Raw genomic sequence first — 21,825 nt, forward strand, 5'->3', positions numbered from 1 at the left:
CCTCCTAGTGGTGTCCGCCGGCTTCGGCGTTATAGTTATCGCCCTGCTTGCGGACCCATTCACGCTCGGACATATAGTAGACCTGCGGGTGCAGGCCCAGCTTTTCGAGCAGACGGAACGCATTGGGGCTCTGAATGAGTTCGTGAACCTTGTGTTCCGGATTGTTCAGGTCGCCGAAGGTGATGGCCTTGGTCGGACAGATGTCGGCACAGGCGGTGGTGTACGCGCCCTCGGGCAGGTTCATCGGGTCCTCGCCGTCCAGACGGGCCTTGTCCTTGGCTTCCAGATAGCGGGAGTGGCAGAAGTTGCACTTCTCGACCACACCGCGCGGGCGAACCGAAGTAGACGGGCTGAGGCCCTTGTCCATGCCTTCGGGCCAGAGCGGATCCCACCAGTTGAAGTACCGTGCATGGTATGGGCAGGCAGCCATGCAGTACCTACAGCCGATGCAGCGGGGATAGATCTGGGAGACGATACCGCCCTCCTCATTCTTATCCGTGGCCACGACCGGGCAGACGGGCACGCAGGCCGGGTTGCCGCACTGCATGCAGGGACGCGGCAGATAGGCGGTCTCATGCTCCGGGAACGACTTCCCGTTGGACAATTCGTAGACGTTCATCCAGGTCAGGGTCCTGAGCTTATTGGACGCGTCGTCGCGCGGCTTGGTCAGGGCCTGGACATAGTTATAGGGGTCGCTTTTGGTCATGGGAGCGATATTGTTTTCCACCTGGCAGCCGACCATGCAGGCGCCGCAGCCAGTGCATTTGTCAATATCGATGACCATGCCCCATTTGATCTTGAATTCTTTAAAATGACTCATGTCGGTTCCCCCTAGATTTTGGCGACATTCACAGTGGAACCGGCCCATGTGGAGGCGCCGGCGGCAGCCTCCGAGCTCACCGTGAGAATCTTGTAGACATTATCGCCCTTGCCCTTCGAGAACTCGTCGCCCACGGTGTGGCCCAGCCCCAGGGGAGCGGCCACGACGCCGGGCATGACGCCTTCGAAGATCTGCACCAGGGCTTCGCATTCGCCCTTCCCTCCGGAGAGCTTGACCATGGAGCCGACGGAGACGCCGAGCTGCTTGGCCGTGGCCGAACCCATCATGACGACCATGTGGTCGCCGACCAACTGGTTGTTGCTGATGGTGCACGGCGCGTTGGGCGTGGTGGCCCGATTGGCGGTGCCGACGCTGAGCAGGGTATAGGGAACGAGTCCCACAGCGCCGGTACCCTTGACGGGGACTGCGGCCTTGCCCAGGACGTTGGCGGCCAAGCTGGCGGCCACGGGGGTTTCGCCCTCGACCACAAAGGCCTCACCGCCCTGCAACGCATCCATGTCCGCGCCGATGGCGTCCACCTTGGCCCCCAGGACCTCCTCGAAGGTCTCGAAGCCGAGGTCTGCCAAGCCGAGGATGAACGTCGCGGCGTTGGCCGCGTTCACGGACGGCTTGGAAACCGGCACGCCCAGGGAGTAAGTCGCGGCGGCCAGGCCGTAGGGGCTGGCCAGGTCGTCGAACCGCTCGTAGGGATGCAGGCTGGGCAGAACCAGGTTGGCCGTGGCCGTGGTCTCGGTCTGGACCATGTCGAAGGCCACGGTGAAACCGGCCTTGATTTTTTCGGGCAGGGCGTAGGCCGGGTTGGCCTCGTAGACAAACAGCAGGTCGGTATTCACGCCGTCCAGGATGTCCGCCCTGAGCATCTCGGAGCGGCTCATGGCGGAGGGGATGGCCTTGGCGAACTCGGGCAGGGCCTTCATGGCCCCGCCGAGCAGCAGGTTCAGGGCGAAAGCCGCGCCATGGGCGGCCACGGGCCCCGCGGGAACGACCACCGGATTGGAGGCGGTCAGCAACTGCTTGGCCAGGGCGGCCATCTGGTCGGCCTTGACGCCGGTGGCAGCCTCGACCTTGGCCGGGCTGTATTCGCTCATGACCATGGACCGGAACAGGTCGAAGTCGGCAGCGCCGACCGTCTTCCCGGCCTGCAGGACATAGTAGGCGAGGCCCAGGGTGAAGGCGGCCATGCCCTCGGCCGGAACCGGGACCCACTTGGAGGTCACGGAAGCGGTCTTGGTCTGCATGGGACCGGCGAAGATGAACTTGCCGGACTCATTGGCCGCAAAGGATTTCAGGTTGGCCACGGTCGGCCCCCAGGACTCCAGGGCGTCGGCCCCGGCCAGCAGGACCAGGTCCGCGCCTTCCAGGTCATAGCCGACCTGCCCGGCACCACCCATCAGGCCGGTCCAGGCCTTGTCGGCCGCCTGCATGTCGCAGGGCATGACGTAGAAGGCGTCGCTGCCCTTGTCGTTAAGCAGTGCGGAAAAGACCTCGTTGACCGTGCCGGTCTGATCGCCGGAGATGACCGCGACCTTGGAACCGGCTGCGGCCAGCTTCTCGGCCACGACTTCCTGGGCTTTCTCCCAGGAGATCTCCTGACCGTCGAGCATGGGGGCCTTGATCCGGTTCGGGCTGTTCTTGACCTGGACGCCGTTGGCGCACAGGGGGCAGATGCCACCGCCGGAGAGCGGGTTGTCCACGTTGCCCATGGTCCCGAAGGCTTCACCGGCCACGGTGCGAACCTTAACGGCACAGCCGGACTCGCACATCTTGGACACGGTGGGTTTGGCCTCGACCGCCCCGTATTTCAGTTTGGGGATCCAAGGCCAGTTCTGGGTCCAGATGGAAACATCATCAAGGGCTTTCCAAACCGTCGGAGTAAAAAGAATACCGACGGTGGCGCCCGCACCCAACTGAATAAAAGTTCTGCGTGCTACGCTCATTCTCAGTACCCCTTTACTTGTGACAGGTGTAGCAGGCGTTGGGCTGGCCCTTGAGGGCGTGACACCGTTCGCACTTCCACATCTTCATGGTCGTCTTGCTGTATCCCGACAGGACGTTGCGCTGGAGGGCCGGCGGCACGTCGTTCGTCTGGATATCCTTCGGGTGGCAGAGATTGCAGTTCTGCTCGGGGGCCTCGCCCTCGAAAACCGAGGGATCGACGACGTCGGACAGTTCCTTCTTCATGCTCGCCAGTTCCTCGATGGAGAGGTTCTTGTGCGAGGCATGCGAGAAATAGACGTTGTCCGGCTGGTACTGATAGTTGAGCCAAGGAACTTCCTTGCCCTGGATCAGGTACTTGACCACGTACTCGCGCTCGGCCTGCATCTTGTCCTCGTCCGAAGAAGCAAGATTGTCCTCGATGGCACCGATTCCGGCCTTCATGATGGCCGCGTAGTCGTTCAGGTCGATCCCCTCTTCGGCGATGGCTTCCCGAGCCTCCTCGGGATCGACCGCGTGACACTCGGCGCACACTTCGTTGGTCGGGAAACCGGCATAAGAGCCGTCATCCCGGAAATAGTGACAACTTTCGCAATCCATCCCCTGTCCGTCCACGTGCACGGCGTGACTGAACCACACGGGCTGTTCCTCTTCAGCGAAGAACAGGCCGGGAATTACAGCCCAACCCAAGACGCAGGTAGCCAGGAAGCCGATGATGAAAGGGAACACCCCCCCACACCGTTTCGACGTTTTTCTTTCCTCCATAACCTCGCCCCATCACTCTAAAGTTAATGTGAAAATCACACCAATTAAACTACGTTCCCATACGGCACCAATCGTTTTCGTGTCAAGGGAATATGAAAATTTTCACGATCTCACTGACAACGAAAACTTTAGGCATTCCAGCAGGTAACCCACCGGCAAAGACCGTAATCTATTTCTTCGTCCGGCCGTAGACATCATCGAAACGGACGATGTCGTCCTCCTCCAGATACGGCCCGCTCTGGATCTCGATGATGTCCAGCGGGACCTTGCCCGGATTGCCCAGCCGGTGCTGGGCGGCCTTGGGAATATCCACGGACTGGTTTTCCACCAGGACGCGCGGCTCGTTATTCACCTCTACCTCGGCCGTGCCGGCCACCACCACCCAGTGCTCGCTGCGATGGTGATGCATCTGCGAACTCAACCGCGCCCCGGGACTGACCTGAATGCGCTTGATCTTGTACTGGGGCCCTTCCTCAAGCACCGTGTAGTTGCCCCACGGGCGGTAAACCGTGATATGGCTCTCCACCAACCGGCTGCCCTCGGCTTTGAGGGCGGCGACCACATCGCGAACGCTCTGCACGCTGTCCATGGGACAGGCCAGGGTCGCGTCGCGGGTCTGAACCATGATGGTATCCGTCAGGCCCGAAGCGGCCAGCTTGCCGCCCTCGCTGATAAGCAGGCAGTTCCTGCAATTGATGGCCAAGACGTCGCCCCGGATCACGTTGCCGTCCGGGTCCTTGTCGCCCAGCCGGTACATGGCCTCCCAACTGCCCAGGTCGTCCCATTCGAATCCGGCGCGGACCACGGTGATGTTGTCGATTTTCTCGACCACGCCGTAATCCACCGAAATATCGGGGAGGTCGCGATATCCTTGAGCCAGCGGGGTCTCCTTCCGCCCTTCCCACCAATCCCACAGGACCGGCTCGCAACGGGCCACCTGGGTCAGGAAGTTCTCGGCCGCGAACAGAAACATGCCGCTGTTCCACAGATGGGTGCCCTCACGCAGGAAACGGTCGGCGGTCAAGAAATCCGGTTTCTCCACAAAGCCCTTCACGGAATAGGCGTTGTCGCCGAGGTCTTCGCCCAAAGCGATGTAGCCGTAGCCGGTTTCAGGCTTGTCCGGCCGCACGCCGAAGGTCACGAAGCGCTCCTGCGCAGCCATCTCCGAACCGCGCGCCAGGTCGGCCGCCCAGGCCTCGCCGTTGCGGATGAGGTGGTCGGACGGAAAGACTGCGGCCAGGGCCTTGGGGTTGGCTTCGACCACTTTGTCCAAGCCGAGCATGATGGCGGGCAGGGTATTGCGCCCCAACGGTTCGGCCAGAACCTGTCCCTTCAGGGACGGCTCCAGGACCGCCACCTGCTTGCGGACTTCGAAGACGTGCTCCTCGTTGGTCACCACCCAGACGTGATCGGGCGAAAAAACCGTCAGCACGCGGGCCACGGTCTGTTGCAGCAGGGTGGTCGCCCCCCCCAGGACCAGGAGCTGCTTGGGCAGCAGATTCCGGGAAAGCGGCCACAGGCGGGTGCCTGACCCGCCGGCCAGAATAATGGCGTGGCAATCTTCGGAAAGCGTCCGCTCAACGGGAGGGATCTGGTTCATGCGATCAACCTTCGAAGATAAAAGGTGATTCGAAATCGGCCAGAGCAGGCAGTTGCAGGTCCTTCTGGGAAAGGATGGGCTTCCGGCCCGCCAGGGGCGCGTCCCAATCCATGCCGACGTCCGGGTCGTTCCAGACCACGCCGCCCTCGTGAGCGGGGGAATAGGGCGCATCCACCTTGTATTGAAATTCGGTGTCCGGCATGGTGGTCACGTAGGCATGGCCGAATCCCTTGGGGATGAACATGCGCTTGAAATTGGCGGCGCTCAGGACAAATTGCGCCACCCGGCCGTAAGTGGGCGAGCCCTTGCGCAGATCGACCACCGCATCCAGAACCGCGCCGCGCGTCACCCAGACCAGCTTGGCCTGGGCCACAGGCGGCACCTGGAAATGGAAGCCGCGCAACACGCCTGCGTCCTTGGAGTAGGCGTGATTATCCTGAATGAATTCACAGTTTATACCGATCTCTCTGAAATGATTGATATTGTAACTTTCCAGAAAAAAACCCCGCTCGTCTTGAAAGACCTGGGGGACCAAAACAAGCAGTCCGGGAAACTCCGTCTCGTGGATCTGCACTCATGACTCCTTGTGGAAAATGAACGAATGGTGATCATGTAGCCGAGTTCGCCCGGAGACACAACCCCGACCAGGTTTCCCGACCACGCCCCATTACAAAATATACTGTGAATGCGGTTCACATTTCGAGCGCAGTTTGCTAGGGCTCTGTGAGGAAGTTCACCTCAGCCGTTCATGGGTGCATTTACATGAATTTTCTGGACATCATTCTCATTTGCGTCACCGTCCTCTTCCTCCTGCGCGGTTTCTTCCGCGGCCTGGTTCAGGAAGTCCTGTCGCTCATCGCCGTGGTCCTGGCCATATTCCTGGCCTCCCGATTCGACGACGTCCTGGCTCCACACCTCAAACTGTACATCGCCAACGACATCACGGTCAGCGCCCTGTCCTACTCGCTCATCTTCATCGGCACCCTTGTGGTGGTCTGGCTGATAACCAAGCTGATCCGCAGCGTGCTGGACATCTCGCTGCTCGGCTGGATAGACCGCACCCTAGGCGGGGTCTTCGGCCTGCTCGAAGGCGTACTCATCTGCCTGGTCGGACTCATGTTCCTCCAGACCTTCGCGCCGCACGCGGACCTCTTGGCCGAATCGTACATCGCGCCCAAGGCCCAGCACATGGTCAACACGCTGGGTGAATACGTGGACCTGCCCGAGGCCGTGGATTCCGCCAGGAACGCGCTAGGCATCCGCGAAAGCGAAAAGGCCGAATAGCGGCTCTTTCTTCAACCCCTTCCCCGCTTCGGCAAGGAGATTCGCCATGAGCGAAACAAACCACGACGCCCCGGCCGCGGCCCTGGGCGAACTGCTCGAAGTCATCGACGCCCTGATCGCACCCGGCGGCTGCCCCTGGGACAAGGAACAGACGCCCCTGACCCTGTGCGACTACCTGGCCGAGGAATCCTTCGAGCTCATCGAGGGCATACGCTCGGGCAATCCCCGCGAAGCCATGGAGGAACTGGGCGACGTCATGTTCATCCTGCTGTTCATGGCCACCTTGTACGAACGCGCGGGGTCGCACACCCTGACCGATTCCCTGAACTACAGCGCTGCCAAGATGATCCGCCGCCACCCCCACGTCTTCGGCGACAAGCACTTCGACAATATCACCGAGCTGTGGGACAATTGGGAGAAAACCAAGCGCGAGGAAAACAAGGACACGGACCGCAAAAGAGTCTTCGACTCCCTGCCCTCGGGACTGCCGCCCATGCTCAAGGCGTACCGCATCCACTCCAAGGCCGCGCGCAACGGGTTCACTTGGCAGTCGGACCGGGACGTGGAAGGACAATTGCGGGACGAATGGGACGAATGGCAGGAGGCCCTGGCCTCGGGCCACGCCGAGGACTCGGAACGCGAGTTCGGCGATTACCTGTTCACCCTGGTGGAACTGGGGCGGCGCAAAGGCATCAAAGCCAACGCGGCGCTGAACTTCGCCAACCAGAAATTCCTGGCCCGGTTCGCCAAAATGGAGGAACTGGCCGAAATGCGCGGCCTGAACCTGCCCGACCTGAGCCTGGACGAAATGAACGCCCTATGGGACGAGGTCAAGGATTGGGAACGGTCCTAGCCGAACAGATACACCAAAAGATAGAATACGGCAGCGCCCGCGCCGATGGCTGCATACAGCAGCATTCACGGTAGGCAGCGCGATCTGAACTTCCTGTAGAGCAAAAAGCCCGCGGCCGCTCCGGCGGCCACGGCGGCGATCAGTATCATGGTCTTGTCCATGGAACCCTCCCCGGCCACCTCGGGCCATTGATCCCCTTCCGGCCCGACCGACTCAGGGCCAGCCCGTGCGTCCGGTCCCGAAGAAGACATTCAGAATGTAATACGAGGCGAACAGGGTCCCGATAATGGTGATCCAGACATACAGCCTCGGCAGCACCGGACGCTGCCAGCGGTGCAGAACCACGCCCACCAGAACGCTGAGAATGACGGCGACAATCAGCCATGTTACGTCGATGTTCATGGGACCTCCGTTTTCCCATCTTACACACAGTTGTATTCATTGGGCAATATTTTTTCACCACCCCCCTAAACCTCTGAAGGGAAAAGCCGATAAAACGGATAGGCGTTATTTCCGTCCTGAAGGCAGGAGGGTGCGTTATGACCATGGCAATCGGCGGTTTCGGAAGCTACTCGCCGTTCGATCAACAAACGTTCGGCGCGGCCGTGGTTTCCGAGACCCTGGACTACATGAACGACAGCGGCCCGAGCCCCGCCCCGGTGGATGAGGTTTCCGCCGAAGCGTCGCTCGTCTCTAAAACCCTGGATTACATGAACCCCGGGACCTCGACGGCAGACAAGGCCGGCCTGGCCCAGAGCTACAACTTCCAGACCGATGTCCTCGGCCCCTACGCCACGGGCTCGGTCTTCGACACCATCATCTGAAGGTCCGGAGATAACGCCTCGGCAAAAAGCCCCGCCGCCCCTTGCCGGGACGGCGGGGCTCCACTTCCGTCCGCGCCGGGATATTTCTTTCACAAAAAGTCCATCCGCCATAGTATATCCATACAAGAAGGCCCGACCGCCTTCCCTCAACCGCAACACCCAAGAGGCGACCATGCCGAACAAAACGATACGGGACCGCGCGGCGGGAGCTCTGATGGGCGCCTGGATCGGCGACGGCCTTGGACTGGGACCGCATTGGTACTACGACCTGGACGAGTTGCGCCGGGACTACGGCCCCTGGATCAGCGACTACGCCGACCCCATGCCGGGCCGATACCACGACGGCATGAAGGCGGGCCAGTTGTCCCAATCGGGATTCATCCTCAAATTGACCGTCCGCTCCCTGATCGAATGTGGCGATTACGACGAGCCGGACTTCCTCCGCCGCATGGATGCCGAGCTTTTCCCGCTGCTCAACGGCGAACCGGCCAACGGGCCGGGCGGCTACACCAGCCAGTCCATCCGCGAGGCTTGGCGCAGGCGGGTATTGCAAAAACGTCCCTGGGGCGAAACCGCCGGGCATGCCGACACCACCGAGGCCATCGAACGCACCCTGGCCATGGCCGTGCGCTACGCCCTCGATCCGGCCCGCTTGGCCGAAACGGTCAGCCGCAACGCGGCCCTGACCCAGGCGGACGACCTGGTCCTGTCCCTGACCGTGGCCTACGGCGCGGTCCTCGCCCAGATCGTCCAGGGCTACCCCCTCGACGCCCGCCTGTCCGACAGACTCATGGATCTCGTCAAGAAGGGCACCCTGCCTTTCCACGCCGTCACCCGCGAGGGGCTCAAGCCCCCGAGGCCCGGCGATCCCGACCCGCCGCGCGCGGGCCGCTTTGCCTCTCCAGACGCCCTGCTCTCTCCGAGCTACATGGCTCGGGCCGCGTCCGATCCGGACATCCGCATCGAGCCCGCCTGGAAAGTTTCGCTCGTCTACGGCATGCCCTGCGCCGTCTATCACATGCTCCCGGCGGCCTACTACCTGGCGGCCCGGTTCGGCGATGATTTCGAATCCGCCGTACTGCACGCGGTGAACGGCGGCGGCCAGAACCAGGCCCGGGCCATTCTGACCGGAGCCCTGGCAGGCGCCCGGGCGGGATTGTCCCGCATCCCCGAACGATTCATCAACGGCCTGGAGGAGGGCGAAACCCTGCGCGCCCTGGCCCTCGCCCTGGCCGAACAGGCGGCGGACAATCCGTCCCGAGGATAGGAGAACGGCATGAGCGCAAGCCGATCCGACAGCCACGCCGTGATCTACCTCTCCCACGGCGCGGGACCACTGCCCCTGCTCGGGGACCCGGCTCACGCGGAAATGGTCCGGAACCTGAATGTCCTCGCCGCCCGAATTCCCAGGCCGTCCGCCATCCTGGTCATCAGCGCCCACTGGGAAGAAACGATCCCCACCGTGACCGTGGGGGACCGCCCGCCGCTATTCTACGATTACTACGGCTTTCCCCCGGCATCCTATGCCATCGCCTATCCCGCTCCGGGCGACCAGCCCCTGTCGGACGCGGTCCGGGACATCCTGGCCCGCAACGGCGTGGACTGCGGCATGGAATCCGAGCGCGGTTTCGACCACGGACTGTTCGTCCCGCTGAAGATCATGTACCCCGAGGCGGACATTCCCTGCGTCCAGCTTTCGCTCGTCAAGGGGTTGGACCCGACAACGCATCTGGCCCTGGGCGAGGCCCTGGCCGGACTCGACCGGGAAAATATGCTCATCCTCGGCTCGGGCTTCTCCTTCCACAACATGCGCGCCTTCTTCACCCCGGACACGGTCGAAACCGCCCAAGCCAACGAAGCATTCCAGCAATGGCTCACGAAGACCTGTGCCGACCCGGCCCTGACCATCGGTGAACGCCGAAGCAGGCTGGCCCGCTGGGAAACCGCCCCCCGGGCCCGCTACTGTCACCCCCGCGAGGAACATCTGCTGCCATTGCACGTTTGCTGTGGCGCGGCGGGCCGCCCGTGTGACGAGTATTTTTCCCTGACCATCTTCGGCAAGAGCGCGACCACCTGCCTCTGGCGGCCGACCGGAAACGGCGCGAAGTAATCTCCCGGCCACGGCAAAAGCAAGAGCCTCGCTCGGAGGCTCACCCTTCTTGCCAGCCTGACACAGGCCTAAAGCTTAAGCCAATTCCCGGCCACATTCCGGCAAAAATCCATGGACTGCGCAATAAAGAGCGGGAAACGACCGTGGGACCCGGCAAGAACTTCGTCGGCGAACCGGAATTTCGCATCGAGGAAATCCAGTTCCAGATGGAACCGGAACCCATAGGACGCGTTGCCGACCCGAAAGCACTGGTTGGCGCAGGCCGCGCCAGTAACCAGAAGCTCGGCTCCTCCGGGCAGGTCGAAGGTATCCGCGTGGGCCTCCATAAACGGTGGAATCGCCCCAGCCCGCCCCAGAACCGGGTCCCGCGCGCCCGATGCCGTCAGGACGAGTTGCCCGTAGCCGGACTCCGATTTGGACATGGCCCGGACGGACGCGCCGTGGGCCCGGGCCAGAAGCAGACAGCCCAGACAGATGCCCGCCACAGGCTTGCCCGCAGCGTCGAAGTCGCGCATGAGCCGCAGGAGCGCCGGGAAATGCGGCGAGCGCGCATCGTCCCAGGCTTGTTGCGGGCCGTCCAGAACCACCAGCCGGTCATATCCTTCCGAGGACGCGGGCAGCGCCTCCCCAACCCCGGCCCTGACGGTGGTCAGCAGACACCCACGCCGCGCCAGCTCCTTGGTGAAATTGCCGCCGGACGACTCGTCCGAATGCCGAACCACCAGCACCCGGGAACCGATGATTCCGTCCCCGGGGCACGGCTCCACCGTGACCCGGGTCTCGTAAAACGGCGTGCCCCCGCCCACCACGGACGCAATATCCCGGGTCAGCCGATTGACCCCATGGCCCGCCTTGTTCCAGCCGCCTCGCTCGGCCACAAGCACGTCCGGGCGCATGGCCCCGTCCGCCTTGAGCTGCGCCATGAGCCTGCCGTGGGGACTGCGCACCAGCACGAGGCCGCCGTCCGCGACACCCCGCCTGCGGGCCTCGTCGGCGTTCAGGGCCACTGTGGGCAGGGCGTCGTGCCCGGCCATGGTCCGTTCGGAGCAGAGATGATCATGGGGCGCGATGGTCAGAAGATTGTATGGATACTCCGGGTCCCCGGCCAGGAGAACGGCCGGATCGAACTCGGTCATGAACCGGAATTTGCCGGATTCGGTGGGGAATACGCCGTCCGCATACGGCACCATGGGCGCGTCCAGGCGAACCGGGCCCCTGCGCACGCTTTCCAGGTCCGTGCCCTGCGCCCAGAGCGGCGCGCAGATCCGATTCAACCAGTCGTCCACAGGCCGCCGGTATTCCCCGGCAAACGGGAACCGTGCGGCCAATTCCTGGAACATCCGGAATTCGGACATGGCTTCCCCCACAGGTTCGATGGCCGGATTCACCGGCCCCGCGAAGTTGTGGCCGTAACCCGCCACGAGGTCTTCCTCTTCGAGAAAGGTGGTGGCGGGGAGAAAAACATCGGCCAATTCGGCGGTGTCGTCCAGGAAATGCCCGGAGTAGACGACCATCTCGGCCTTTTTGAAGGCCATGGCGACCTTGTCCGCGTTGGGAGCCATGCATGCGGGATTGCCCGCCGTAACCACGATCATGCGGATCTCCGGGGCGCGGGCATTCAAGATCTCCTCGCCCAGCCTGGCGACGAGCAAGGTCCGGCGGCCCGGGTGCAGATGGTCGCCCCACCAGGCCTGGTCGTAGGGACCGTACTCCTCGAACCCCTGGCTGACCCCGCCTCCCGGCACTCCGAGAATGCCCGCGATGCCGCCCAGGGCGTCAATGGGCCGAATGATGTAATGGGCATGCGCATGGCGATGCAGCCCCCAACCGAGCAGGATGGAGGTCGGGAACCTACGCATGAGGGTATCGGCCAACAGCTCGGCCCCGGACAAGGGCACTCCGGCCAGAGCGCAAAGTTCGGGCGCGGCGAAGCCGTCGAGAATGGCCTTGAATCCGGCCCAGCCCTCGGCCCGGTTTTCAAGAAAATCGCGGTCCTCGGCCCCGGCGGCAAGGATGAGCTTGGCGGCGGCCATGGCCAGGAAGCCATCGCGCCCCGGCCTGGGCCGAATGTGGTCGGTGGCGAAATCCACGGACCGGCTGCGTACCGGGTCGATGACCACCACGCGGCCGCCGCGCCTCTTGACGTCCCTGGCGATCCTGACCAGGGAGATGTTGGTGGACGCGGGATTGCGCCCCCACAGGATCATGGAGTTGGAATTATAATGATCCAGAGGATCGTGGGACACGCGCTGGCCGAAGTCGAGATTCTGGGCCGCCTGCCCCGCTCCGCCGCACAGGGAGCCGCGCAGGGTCGTGACCCCGCCGAGCAGATTGAAGAAATACTTGTTCAGGAGCTTGAGGGCCGTGCGTTCGCCGTATCCCTGATAGTACAGGATCGCCTCGGGCCCTGATTCGGCGACCACCCGCTTCAGTTTGTCGGCCACCAGGTCCAGGACCTCATCCCAGGAGGCCAGCCGCCACCGGCCAGCCACCTTGCGCAGGGGATGGGTAATCCGCTCGGCGCTGTATACGCGCTCAATGTATCGGGCTGCCTTATGGCACGATGCCCCCCGGGTCAGGGGATGGTTCGGGTCGCCCGACAGCCCGGCCAGCCGCCCGTCCTCCACCGCGGCAACGAGGCCGCAGGTGTTTGGGCAGTCCCGCGTGCAGGTAGTCACGATCTCACGTCGGCTCATTGTCCATACTTCCTGATTGCGCTTTTTCCCGTCCTGTTCGCGGGCATCCGCACGGGCGGCTCCCGTCCACGATCATGAGGTCGCACAATCGAACGCCGCGATCAAGTCCCGCGCGGACCACATGTCACGCATATGCATGTTTGCGTGACGACATTGTCGCCGCACCGGCCCCGGTACTACATATCAAGGCTTGTCCACAGGCGCATTCCGCCCGGCGGTCCAGCGCCCCGGGCAATACGTAAACGGCGCGCCCGTCCGGCATCCTCGCCAACACCGTTGCAAGGGAGTTCTCCGATGATCACACGCAGGCATTTCCTCTCCATGAGCGCAGGGGCTCTGGCCCTGTTCCCCTTCATGACCGCTTCCCGGGCACTTGCCGGGGCCCCGGCCGAACTCGCGCTGGCCGGACCGCCCGCGCCCGCGAGCCTTCCCCTGGTCCGTCTGGCCGAACAAGGAGCGTCCGCCGACCTGCCCGCCATGACGATGAAACAATGGCGCAATCCAGACATCATGCGCGCCTGGCTGATCTCGGGCGAGGTCCAGGTCTCGGCGGGCCCGGCCAACGCGGCGGCCATTCTCTATAATAAAGGGCTCCCGATCCGTCTGCTGGACGTCAACAACGGGGGCATCCTCAGCTTCCTGACCCGCGATCCGTCCATCCAAAAATTCACGGACATCAAGGGCAAAAAAGTCCTGTTGTTCTTCCGGGGGGACACCCCGGACACCATCGTGCGCTATCTGGCCGCAAAACAGGGCATCAATCCGGACTCGGACCTGACCGTCTCCTACGCGGACTCGCCCTTCGAGGCGTTGCAGATGTTCCTGTCCGGACGCGCGGACACGGTCCTGCTGCCCGAGCCCGCCGCCACCGCGGCCGTACTCAAGGCCAAGGTCTCCGGTTCGAAGCCGACGCGCATCGTCATTCAGGACGAATGGCAAGCCGTGACCGGCAACGCCCTGCCCCTGCCTCTGGGCGGGACCATGTGCCAGGCCTCCCTGGCGACGGAGCACCCCGAGACCGTGGCCGCGCTGCAGACCGGCATCGGACGGGCCGTGGACTGGATCAACGCGCACCCGGCCGAGGCCGCGCAACAGTCGGCCGACTTCTTCGGGCTCAAGGCCCCGGTGCTGCAAAAGTCCCTGGAGGCCTTCCCCATCCGGCGCAGTCCGGCGGCCGAGGCACGCAAGGACCTGGAGTTCTACTACCAGGCCCTCATGGAGATGTCGCCCAAGCTGGTGGGCGGGAAACTACCGGACAAGGCCTTCTACCTGGGCTAAGGGCGAGAGGAAGGATGGCGCGCGCAGCCTGTTCGATCTGGCCCAAGTTGTGGGGCTTCCGATACCCGGCCCTGGGCGTGGCACTCTTCCTCACCCTATGGTGGGGGGGAAGCCGCCTCTACGGCCCGTTCATCCTTCCCTCCCCATGGGAGGCCTGCCGGGCGCTATGGCGGCTCACCCTGAAAGGCGTGGTGTTCAAGGCGGCCCTGATCACGGCCGGACGCGCCTTGGGCGGATTCGCCGTGGCAGCCCTGCTCGGCGGCGGCATCGGCATCCTGGCCGGGCTCCGGCCCGCCCTGGCTCAGACCCTCAGGCCAATAACCGCCATGCTCCTGGGCATCCCCCCCATCGCCTGGATCGTCCTGGCCATACTCTGGTTCGGGACCACGGGCCTGACGCCCGTGTTCACCGTGGTGGTCACCGCACTGCCCATCGTCTTCGCCGTGGCCATGGAGGGAGCACGCACCAGAGACAAGGGCCTGGAGGATATGGGCCGGTCCTTCGACACCCCGGCCGCCATGCTCTTCTGGGACGTGCGTCTGCCCCACATCCTGTCCTATCTCTTCCCCGGCCTGGTCACGGCCCTGGGGTTGTCCTGGAAGGTGGCGGTCATGGCCGAACTACTCGCTTCCACCGACGGCATCGGCGCGGACATGGCCTTAGCCCGGATCAATCTCGACACCGCCGAAGCCCTGGCCTGGATCATCGTCCTGCTGGCCATGCTCCTGGCCGTGGAGCTGCTCCTGCTCGAACCGCTGCAACGCCGCCTGGAACCGTGGAGGCAGGGGAGCTCGTCCTCATGAACGGCTCCGAGCTGAGCTGGGAACACGTCCGCCACGATTACGGAGCCGGTTTGGTGCTGACCGACGTGACCCTGCGCGTCGGCCCCGGAGAGGTCCTCGCCCTGGCGGGCCGTTCCGGCTGCGGCAAGACCTCCCTGCTGAACATGGCGGCCGGACTGCTCGCCCCCCGGCAGGGCCGGACAGTCAATACCTTCACGCACACGGCCTGCGTCTTCCAGGAACCGAGACTGCTCCCCTGGCGGCGCACCGTGGACAACATAGCCTTCGGGCTCAAGGCCATGGGCGCATCCCGCGCGGACCGTCTGGACAGGGCGCGGAGGCTGGCCGAACGCATGGGCCTGGCCCCCTGCGACCTGACGAAATTCCCGCATGAATTGAGCGGCGGCATGCGCCAGAGGGTCTCCTTGGCAAGGGCCTTGGCCGTGGGGCCGGACCTGCTCCTCCTGGACGAGCCGTTCAGCGCCCTGGACATGGGCCTGCGCCGCGAACTCCAGGACCTGGTCCGGTCGCTCATCGTCGAGCGCGGCCTGGCTGCCGTGTTCGTGACCCACGATCTCGCCGAGGCCGCCGCACTAAGCCACCGCGTGGTCATCCTGGCCCCGTCGCCGGGCCGTGTGGTCCACGACCAGCCCATCGACCGCCCCCTGGCGGACCGGAACGCGGACTTCGTCCGACGGACCGTCTCCGATCTCCTGGCCGCCCCGGCCGTGCGGGCGGCATTCGGCAATCACGGCGACGCCCCGCTCGCGCCCGCCGCGCCAACCGGCATATCCGCCGCGAAAAACGAGGTGAACATGGTGGAATTCAAACCCGTGCATCTTCCCGAGACGGTCCTGGCCACGGATATGGCCGGACGCAAGGTCCAGGTCGGCGCCGGGATCGACAAGGTCTTCGGCTACAACCCCATGGTCACGGCCCTGCTCTTTGCCCTGGCCCCCGAAAAAATCGCGGGACTGGGCATGCCGCCCATGCCGCCCGAACGCATGCTGGCGAGCCCGGAATACCTTTCCCTGCCGGTCCTCGGGGTCAAAGGCGGAAACTTCGGCGGCGGCAAGACCACCTTCGACGGCGAGGCCGTCAAACGAAACGGTGTGGATCTGATCCTTTCCTTGACCCTGTTCGCCATGGACGAGGTCGAGGTGGCCGAGGCCGACCGGCTGCAACGGGAGCTGAACATTCCGGTGCTCGTCTTTGACGGTTGCCTGGACCGCACCGGTGACGTCTTGCGGCGCGTGGGCGCGCTCATCGGAGTACCGGACCGCGGCAACCTCCTGGCCGACTATTTCGAAGACAAATTCCACACCATCGCCGGGACGGTCGCCCGTATCCCGCGCGGCGAACGGCGGACGGTCTACTACGCCCAGTCGCCCACCGGCCTGCTTACCGAGCCCCGGCGCTCCCGTCATGGCGAAATCATCGAATACGCGGGCGGAGTAAACGTGGCCGAAGTCCACGAACAACGGGGCTGCGGGCGCACGCCCGTATGCGCGACCGACCTGGCCCGCTGGGACCCGGACGTGATCATCATGCTCTCGGACGAGGGCAAGTCCCCGCAACGCCTCTACAACCGCGCCAAGACCGATCCCTTCTGGTCCCGGCTCAAGGCGACCCGCAACAACGCCATCTTCGAGCCGCCGAGCGGCATGTATCACTGGTTCGACCGGCCGCCGTCCGTGAATCGGCTCATGGGCTTGATCTGGCTGACCAACCTGCTCTACCCCGAGTGGTTCGATTGGGACATGGTGCGAGAAATACGGGAGTTCTACCGGCTCTTCTACCGCATGGACCTCGGCCCCAAGCAGGCGGAAACCCTGCTCGGGCCGAGCCTGGGTCGCCAGATGGGCAGGTAGCCGCTTTTCCCTTGTCCTTTGCGCCACTCTTTGCCACCATGCAAACATGGCAAAATGCCGGTCCCGCAAGGCCCGGTCCCAACCCGCAAGGAGTGCGCATGAACGAAGACGCCCGATTGTCCCGCCGCGAATTCCTGGCCGTAACGGCCGGAACCATGGTCGCCATTGGCCTGCCCGGCCTGTTCGCCACCGTCGGGGAGGCTCGGCAGACGGAACTGGCCGCCCAGCTCCGACCGGACGGACGGCCCCGCGTCCCGCCGGGCCAGACCGTCATCGAGCGTATCGAGGACATGGGAGGCAGGCCCGGCTCACTCCGCCCGGAAGACTTCCGACTGCACGTCCACGGCGCGGTCGAAACGCCCTTCAACATCGACTTCCGGGAATTCATGGAGTTCGGCCAGCAGGACTTTATCTGCGATGTCCATTGCGTCACCGGCTGGACCCTCCTGGACGCCACATGGCGCGGCGTCCCGCTTTCAGTCCTCGTGGACCGGGCGCGTCCCTCGGCGGACGGCCGATTCATGGTCATCCAGGCCGCCCACGGCTACACCACGAGCATCCCGCTCGACGAGGCCCGCAAGCCGGACGTATTCCTGGCCCACACCCTGTTCGGCGCGCCCCTGCCCGGGCCCAACGGCGGCCCGGTACGCGCGGTGGTCCCGGACCGTTATTTCTACAAAAGCGCCAAATGGGTGGAGGGACTCAAGATCGTCTCACGCGATGAGCCGGGCTATTGGGAGACACGCGGCTACAGCAATTCCGCCGATCCCTGGAAGGAAGAACGCTACTCGCGCTAGCTCGCAGGGGCGCGTCCCCACACGCCGGACCGAAGCAGGCCGCCTTCCGGCGAGATTGACGAGAAGACTCGGACCTGGTTAGGTTGTTCCAATGAAGAAGCTCCTACTTTGCCTGACGGTCATCATGCTGTCGGCGACCGCCACCGGTTTTGCCGAAAAGGGAAAGGCGTTCGACGCCCATGCCACCGCGTTCAGCTATTTTTTCCACGACACGGACATGGATTTCCACTTCGGGAACCTGGTCCTCGGGGCCACGCGCAACGGCGGCGCGGAAATCGGCGAGGCGTTCCATGCCGCCTCGCGGATCAAGGATGGGAACGCCGCCGAATGGCAGACCGAATGGTTCCGGCTGGCCCACCGTGTGGAGGCGCGCGGACTGAAATCGCTCAAAGGAGGCCACACGGTCAGCGCGCGCGACCAGTTGCTGCGCGCGGCCTATTATTATCGCATTTCCCTGCTGGCCATGCCGACGTCGGCCCCGGAATTCAAGGCGCGCGGGCGGAAGTGCCGGGAACTGATGCGCATGGCCGGGCCGCTGTTCGATCCTCCCCTGGAATATTTCGAGGTCCCCTTCGAGGACACGGTGCTCCCCGGCTACTTCCGCAAAGCCGCCGACTCCGGCCAGCCCGCCAAGACGCTGCTGATGATCGGCGGCGGCGAAACCTTCATCGAGGACCTGTTCTTCTACATCGAGCCCCAGGCCCACGCACGCGGCTACAACTTCGCGACAGTGGACCTGCCGGGCCAGGGCATGCTCCCCGCAAGCGGCCACATCTTCCGCACGGATACCTACAAGGCCATGAAAAAAACAGTGGACTACGTCCTGGACCGCCCGGATGTGGCCCCGGCCAGCCTGGCCGCCTACGGCATCAGCGGCGGCGGGCTGTTCGTGCCCCAGGCCGCCATGCACGACCCGCGCATCAAGGCCATCGCCATGAGCGCCGCCGTAGTGAACGCCCATCCGCTGTTCGCGGCCATGCCCGCCGCCGTGGCCGACAAAGAGGAAATGGCCTCCTGGTCCTCCTTCCATGCGGGCATCGTTGAATCCATCTGCGAACGCTACGGCGTGGACAACCCCGAGGGACTCATCGAGGCCAACCAGGGCAACACCTTCGACGCGCGCAAGATCGCCGCGCCGGCCCTGCTCATCGTGGGCGAAGGCGAGTATCACAGCGAAGAGGTCAAGCGCCAGCAGCGAATCGCCCTGGAGGGCTTCCCGGACAAACGCAGCAAATTGGTGATCACTCCGGCCAACGAAGGCGCGACCAACCATTGCATCATGGAAAACAGGAGCCTGGTCGGACAGGTCCTCTTCGACTGGCTGGACGAAATCTTCTGATCCGCCCGCTCCGCCTTCCACTGCAAAGCTCACTTTCCAACACCGTCGGCCGAACCGCAAAGACAACTTTGCATTTCGGCCGACGTGTTTTGAAAAATATCCTGTAATTTCAAGCAAAAATCCTCAACAAAAGAATGGCCCGCTCCTTGCTTTGAGCAAGGAGACAAGAAGTTGGGTCCAAAGGACCGCCCTGGCGGTCCGCCATTGAGAGAAACTTTTGTGGAGGAATGTGAGAATGGCTGAACAAGTTGTCGAGAAGAATTCCGACGTCGTCGTCGATACGGGAAAATCTTCGTGGTCCGATCTCTGGAGGAAAGAGGACTACTGGGCCATCTGGCTCGGTTTCATTATCCTCATCGTCGGTACCTTTATTTATTTCAACAACAAACCCGCCGGGATGGAAGAGAAATTCGCCGCGGCCAACGTGATCATGGCCCACGAGGCCGAATCCGCCCCGTTCAAGACCGTGGCCTGGTACGAGGCCCAGACCGCCAAGGAAAAGATCAAGGCCAAAAGCCAACCCATCGGCAAGGCCATCGGCGCGTTCCTGGCCCATCCCAAATCCTGGTCCACCAACCCATTGAACGGCTTCATCCAGACCAAGGCCCAGGCAGACGCCAAAAACGCCAAGGCAATGCCCAAGTATGAGGCCGCCAAAGCCGCTGCGGCCGAAGGCAAGGCAGCCGCCCTGGCCGCCCAGGCCAAGGCCCAGGCCGCCGGATATCAGAGTGCCGAATTGAATGCGAACGCATCCACGGCCATCGAGCACTGGCTGAAGCTCCGCTCCCAGGAGTCCTCGGCCAAAAAGAAAATCGGGCACAAACCGTACAACCTGTTCCCGGGCTTGCTCACTCTGTTCGTCGGCTTTGGCGTGCTCTTCGCCATCGGCATGCACTTCATCGACGGCAGCAGCACGAAGTTTCTCAAAGGCTTCATCCTGGTCTTCGCCGTGGGCGTGCTCTCTTACGTCATGGCCGGACAGGCGACCATGAAGCAATACGGTATCGGCTACGCGGCCTGGGCCATCGCCATCGGGCTGATCATCTCCAACACCATCGGTACCCCCGAATGGGCCAAGAAGGCATTGCAGGTCGAATTCTTCATCAAGACCGGCCTGGTCCTGCTCGGTGCTGAGGTGCTCTTCAACAAAATCGTAGCCATCGGCATTCCCGGCATCTTCGTGGCCTGGGTGGTCACCCCCGTGGTGCTCATCTCCACCTTCATCTTCGGCCAGAAGGTCATCAAGCTCCCGTCCAAGACCCTGAATATGACCATCTCCGCCGACATGTCCGTGTGCGGCACCTCGGCCGCCATCGCCGCGGCCGCCGCGTGCAAGGCCAAGAAGGAGGAGCTGACCCTGGCCATCGGCCTGTCCCTGGTCTTCACTTCCATCATGATGGTGGTCATGCCCGCCGTCATCAAGGCCACGGGCATGCCCTACATCCTGGGCGGCGCCTGGATGGGCGGAACCATCGACGCTACCGGCGCCGTGGCCGCCGCCGGCGCGTTCCTGTCCGAAAAGGCCCTGTACGTGGCCGCAACCATCAAGATGATCCAGAACGTGCTCATCGGCGTGACCGCCTTCGGCATCGCCGTCTACTGGTGCACCAAGGTGGATTGTGTCGAAGGACAGAAGGTCGGGGCCATGGAGATTTGGCACCGCTTCCCGAAGTTCGTGCTGGGCTTCCTGACCGCTTCGGTCATCTTCTCCATCGCCTACTCGGCGCTGGGTTCCGACACGGGCTTCACCATGATCGACCAGGGCGTCCTGCGCGGATTCTCGCGGCTGTTCCGGGGCTGGTTCTTCTGCCTGTCCTTCGCCGCCATCGGTCTGGCCACCAACTTCCGTGAGCTGAAGCACTACTTCAAGGGCGGCAAGCCGCTCATCCTGTACGTCTGCGGTCAATCCCTGAACCTGGCCCTGACCCTGGCCATGGCCTACCTGATGTTCTACGTGGTTTTCCCGGACATCACTTCCAAGATCTGATCGCTTCCACCCCAAAAAAACGGAGGGGGGCCCGCCCGGCCCCCCTCACCCCCTTCAAGGAGCCTTAGACATGGAAAATCGAACCCTTCCGCAACGCATCCTGGCGCTGGTATCGGTCTGCGCCGTCATCTGGGTGTTCACCTATGTGGCCGGGCCCATGCTGGTCAACGCCTCCCAGGACTTCCGGACCCTGGGAGACTTCATCGTCCGGGAGAACATCGACACCGGCATGTTCTACTACACCGACCTGGAAATCGTCGGTCATGCCGACCACAACGCCCGCTCGACCATCGAGTACATGCCGCATGGCCCGGGTCCCCTGCCCAGCGTGGGGTCGGCCACGGGCGCGCCCGCTTATTAGGCGGCCGCCTCGGCTCGGGGGGTCAGCCGTTGTCGCGGGGGTCGAACATGGCCTCGATGCGCCGGTTGAGCCCCCAGAGGAACACCACGGTGCGGGCCGTGGCCGCGAGGAAGTAGCCCAACTGCTCCAGTTCGCTGTGTCCCAGCCCGTAGGAACGGAAATACAAGAGGAAAACGGCGGTCAGAGTCAGGCCGCATAGGAGGATGAGCGGGATGGTCGTGTTCAGGCGGATGAACAGGACTTCCCCCGAGATCCGCCCTTGGAAATACAGGACCAGCAAGGCGGCGAAGCGCAACACGCCGGTCCACGCCCGGACGAACATGTCCGCCGTGGCCAGGCCCACAAACATAGCCGCTCCAAACAACAACACGCCGCCCATCACGATTCTCCCCGGACGGGGACTCCTTTTCCGCCCTATACAAAACATACGGTCCGAACGAAAGAACCGTCAAGGAATCCTTGACGGGAACGGTCGCCATTCCCGATACTCGGATGCAAGACC

Annotated in this window: 20 protein-coding genes; 12 read left to right on the forward strand and 8 right to left on the reverse strand. The window is 63.6% G+C overall.

Annotation, left to right across the window (positions count from 1 at the left end):
- Positions 1–4 precede the first annotated feature (4 nt).
- The 5 genes from qrcC to rfbC form a co-directional block, all read right to left on the reverse strand.
- Positions 5–820, reverse strand: coding sequence for a menaquinone reductase iron-sulfur cluster-binding subunit QrcC (qrcC, locus tag J0909_RS05710; RefSeq protein WP_207261209.1), 816 nt, complete (start codon positions 818–820; stop codon positions 5–7).
- Positions 821–831: 11 nt separating this feature from the next.
- Positions 832–2,778 carry a menaquinone reductase molybdopterin-binding-like subunit QrcB gene (gene qrcB, locus J0909_RS05715; RefSeq protein ID WP_207261210.1) on the reverse strand — a complete coding sequence of 649 codons (1,947 nt, stop codon included), beginning with the start codon at positions 2,776–2,778 and terminating at the stop codon, positions 832–834.
- A 13-nt stretch (positions 2,779–2,791) separates the two neighbouring features.
- Positions 2,792–3,541: a cytochrome c3 family protein gene (locus J0909_RS05720; protein ID WP_207261211.1), complete on the reverse strand. Its 750-nt coding sequence runs from the start codon at positions 3,539–3,541 to the stop codon at positions 2,792–2,794.
- 169 nt (positions 3,542–3,710) lie between these two features.
- A complete protein-coding gene (locus J0909_RS05725) occupies positions 3,711–5,141 on the reverse strand; it encodes a mannose-1-phosphate guanylyltransferase/mannose-6-phosphate isomerase (RefSeq protein WP_207261212.1) in 1,431 nt (476 codons plus the stop codon).
- Positions 5,142–5,145: 4 nt separating this feature from the next.
- A complete protein-coding gene (gene rfbC, locus J0909_RS05730; protein ID WP_207261213.1) occupies positions 5,146–5,715 on the reverse strand; it encodes a dTDP-4-dehydrorhamnose 3,5-epimerase in 570 nt (189 codons plus the stop codon).
- 188 nt (positions 5,716–5,903) lie between these two features.
- Between rfbC and J0909_RS05735 the strand changes: the two genes are divergently transcribed.
- Together J0909_RS05735 and mazG are read left to right on the forward strand one after the other, a co-directional pair.
- The gene (locus J0909_RS05735) at positions 5,904–6,425 is read left to right on the forward strand and encodes a CvpA family protein (protein ID WP_207261214.1); all 522 of its coding nucleotides are present in this window, start codon (positions 5,904–5,906) and stop codon (positions 6,423–6,425) included.
- 46 nt (positions 6,426–6,471) lie between these two features.
- Complete coding sequence (gene mazG, locus J0909_RS05740; protein ID WP_207261215.1) at positions 6,472–7,278, forward strand: nucleoside triphosphate pyrophosphohydrolase; 807 nt, start codon at positions 6,472–6,474, stop codon at positions 7,276–7,278.
- A 213-nt stretch (positions 7,279–7,491) separates the two neighbouring features.
- Here the strand turns inward: mazG and J0909_RS05745 are convergent, their stop codons facing one another.
- On the reverse strand, positions 7,492–7,680 hold the full coding sequence (locus J0909_RS05745) for a hypothetical protein (RefSeq protein ID WP_207261217.1): 189 nt from the start codon (positions 7,678–7,680) through the stop codon (positions 7,492–7,494).
- 137 nt (positions 7,681–7,817) lie between these two features.
- Here J0909_RS05745 and J0909_RS05750 point away from each other — a divergent pair, with 137 nt between their 5' ends.
- From J0909_RS05750 to J0909_RS05760, 3 genes are all read left to right on the forward strand, one after another.
- Complete coding sequence (locus tag J0909_RS05750; protein ID WP_207261219.1) at positions 7,818–8,102, forward strand: hypothetical protein; 285 nt, start codon at positions 7,818–7,820, stop codon at positions 8,100–8,102.
- Between the two features lie 172 nt (positions 8,103–8,274).
- On the forward strand, positions 8,275–9,369 hold the full coding sequence (locus tag J0909_RS05755; protein ID WP_207261221.1) for an ADP-ribosylglycohydrolase family protein: 1,095 nt from the start codon (positions 8,275–8,277) through the stop codon (positions 9,367–9,369).
- A gap of 9 nt (positions 9,370–9,378) precedes the next feature.
- On the forward strand, positions 9,379–10,212 hold the full coding sequence (locus J0909_RS05760; protein ID WP_207261223.1) for a DODA-type extradiol aromatic ring-opening family dioxygenase: 834 nt from the start codon (positions 9,379–9,381) through the stop codon (positions 10,210–10,212).
- A gap of 68 nt (positions 10,213–10,280) precedes the next feature.
- Here J0909_RS05760 and J0909_RS05765 read toward each other — a convergent pair whose 3' ends face one another.
- Complete coding sequence (locus J0909_RS05765; protein WP_207261225.1) at positions 10,281–12,908, reverse strand: molybdopterin-dependent oxidoreductase; 2,628 nt, start codon at positions 12,906–12,908, stop codon at positions 10,281–10,283.
- A 294-nt stretch (positions 12,909–13,202) separates the two neighbouring features.
- Between J0909_RS05765 and J0909_RS05770 the strand changes: the two genes are divergently transcribed.
- The 7 genes from J0909_RS05770 to J0909_RS05800 all read left to right on the forward strand — a co-directional run bounded on the left by J0909_RS05770 (position 13,203) and on the right by J0909_RS05800 (position 21,323).
- Positions 13,203–14,186 (forward strand): ABC transporter substrate-binding protein, encoded by a 984-nt coding sequence (locus J0909_RS05770; RefSeq protein ID WP_207261227.1) that lies wholly within the window; start codon positions 13,203–13,205, stop codon positions 14,184–14,186.
- A 14-nt stretch (positions 14,187–14,200) separates the two neighbouring features.
- Entirely contained in the window at positions 14,201–14,989 is a 789-nt protein-coding gene (locus J0909_RS05775) for an ABC transporter permease (RefSeq protein ID WP_207261229.1), read from the forward strand.
- On the forward strand, positions 14,986–16,839 hold the full coding sequence (locus tag J0909_RS05780) for an ATP-binding cassette domain-containing protein (RefSeq protein ID WP_207261231.1): 1,854 nt from the start codon (positions 14,986–14,988) through the stop codon (positions 16,837–16,839). Before J0909_RS05775 ends, J0909_RS05780 begins: the two co-directional genes overlap by 4 nt.
- Before the next feature lie 98 nt (positions 16,840–16,937).
- Positions 16,938–17,636 carry a molybdopterin-dependent oxidoreductase gene (locus J0909_RS05785; protein ID WP_207261232.1) on the forward strand — a complete coding sequence of 233 codons (699 nt, stop codon included), beginning with the start codon at positions 16,938–16,940 and terminating at the stop codon, positions 17,634–17,636.
- Positions 17,637–17,727: 91 nt separating this feature from the next.
- Complete coding sequence (locus J0909_RS05790) at positions 17,728–18,975, forward strand: alpha/beta hydrolase family protein (RefSeq protein WP_207261233.1); 1,248 nt, start codon at positions 17,728–17,730, stop codon at positions 18,973–18,975.
- Positions 18,976–19,210: 235 nt separating this feature from the next.
- Entirely contained in the window at positions 19,211–20,962 is a 1,752-nt protein-coding gene (locus J0909_RS05795; protein WP_207261234.1) for a YeiH family protein, read from the forward strand.
- Positions 20,963–21,032: 70 nt separating this feature from the next.
- Complete coding sequence (locus J0909_RS05800) at positions 21,033–21,323, forward strand: hypothetical protein (protein ID WP_207261235.1); 291 nt, start codon at positions 21,033–21,035, stop codon at positions 21,321–21,323.
- 22 nt (positions 21,324–21,345) lie between these two features.
- Here the strand turns inward: J0909_RS05800 and J0909_RS05805 are convergent, their stop codons facing one another.
- Positions 21,346–21,672, reverse strand: a complete 327-nt coding sequence (locus J0909_RS05805; protein ID WP_207261237.1) for a hypothetical protein — start codon at positions 21,670–21,672, stop codon at positions 21,346–21,348.
- Positions 21,673–21,825 lie beyond the last annotated feature (153 nt).

Source organism: Desulfovibrio sp. Huiquan2017, assembly GCF_017351175.1.
Classification (GTDB): Bacteria; Desulfobacterota; Desulfovibrionia; order Desulfovibrionales; family Desulfovibrionaceae; genus Pseudodesulfovibrio.

What these genes read in the sequence shown, in the direction of transcription:
- J0909_RS05780 (WP_207261231.1), top strand. Translation starts at nt 14,986, where the DNA reads ATGAACGGCTCCGAGCTGAGCTGGGAACACGTCCGCCACGATTACGGA.
- J0909_RS05770 (WP_207261227.1), top strand. Translation starts at nt 13,203, where the DNA reads ATGATCACACGCAGGCATTTCCTCTCCATGAGCGCAGGGGCTCTGGCC.
- J0909_RS05735 (WP_207261214.1), top strand. Translation starts at nt 5,904, where the DNA reads ATGAATTTTCTGGACATCATTCTCATTTGCGTCACCGTCCTCTTCCTC.
- J0909_RS05775 (WP_207261229.1), top strand. Translation starts at nt 14,201, where the DNA reads ATGGCGCGCGCAGCCTGTTCGATCTGGCCCAAGTTGTGGGGCTTCCGA.
- J0909_RS05760 (WP_207261223.1), top strand. Translation starts at nt 9,379, where the DNA reads ATGAGCGCAAGCCGATCCGACAGCCACGCCGTGATCTACCTCTCCCAC.
- qrcB (WP_207261210.1), bottom strand. Translation starts at nt 2,778, where the DNA reads ATGAGCGTAGCACGCAGAACTTTTATTCAGTTGGGTGCGGGCGCCACC.
- qrcC (WP_207261209.1), bottom strand. Translation starts at nt 820, where the DNA reads ATGAGTCATTTTAAAGAATTCAAGATCAAATGGGGCATGGTCATCGAT.
- J0909_RS05720 (WP_207261211.1), bottom strand. Translation starts at nt 3,541, where the DNA reads ATGGAGGAAAGAAAAACGTCGAAACGGTGTGGGGGGGTGTTCCCTTTC.
- mazG (WP_207261215.1), top strand. Translation starts at nt 6,472, where the DNA reads ATGAGCGAAACAAACCACGACGCCCCGGCCGCGGCCCTGGGCGAACTG.
- J0909_RS05805 (WP_207261237.1), bottom strand. Translation starts at nt 21,672, where the DNA reads ATGTTTGTGGGCCTGGCCACGGCGGACATGTTCGTCCGGGCGTGGACC.
- J0909_RS05795 (WP_207261234.1), top strand. Translation starts at nt 19,211, where the DNA reads ATGGCTGAACAAGTTGTCGAGAAGAATTCCGACGTCGTCGTCGATACG.
- J0909_RS05750 (WP_207261219.1), top strand. Translation starts at nt 7,818, where the DNA reads ATGACCATGGCAATCGGCGGTTTCGGAAGCTACTCGCCGTTCGATCAA.
- J0909_RS05785 (WP_207261232.1), top strand. Translation starts at nt 16,938, where the DNA reads ATGAACGAAGACGCCCGATTGTCCCGCCGCGAATTCCTGGCCGTAACG.
- J0909_RS05765 (WP_207261225.1), bottom strand. Translation starts at nt 12,908, where the DNA reads ATGAGCCGACGTGAGATCGTGACTACCTGCACGCGGGACTGCCCAAAC.
- J0909_RS05725 (WP_207261212.1), bottom strand. Translation starts at nt 5,141, where the DNA reads ATGAACCAGATCCCTCCCGTTGAGCGGACGCTTTCCGAAGATTGCCAC.
- J0909_RS05790 (WP_207261233.1), top strand. Translation starts at nt 17,728, where the DNA reads ATGAAGAAGCTCCTACTTTGCCTGACGGTCATCATGCTGTCGGCGACC.
- J0909_RS05800 (WP_207261235.1), top strand. Translation starts at nt 21,033, where the DNA reads ATGGAAAATCGAACCCTTCCGCAACGCATCCTGGCGCTGGTATCGGTC.
- J0909_RS05745 (WP_207261217.1), bottom strand. Translation starts at nt 7,680, where the DNA reads ATGAACATCGACGTAACATGGCTGATTGTCGCCGTCATTCTCAGCGTT.
- J0909_RS05755 (WP_207261221.1), top strand. Translation starts at nt 8,275, where the DNA reads ATGCCGAACAAAACGATACGGGACCGCGCGGCGGGAGCTCTGATGGGC.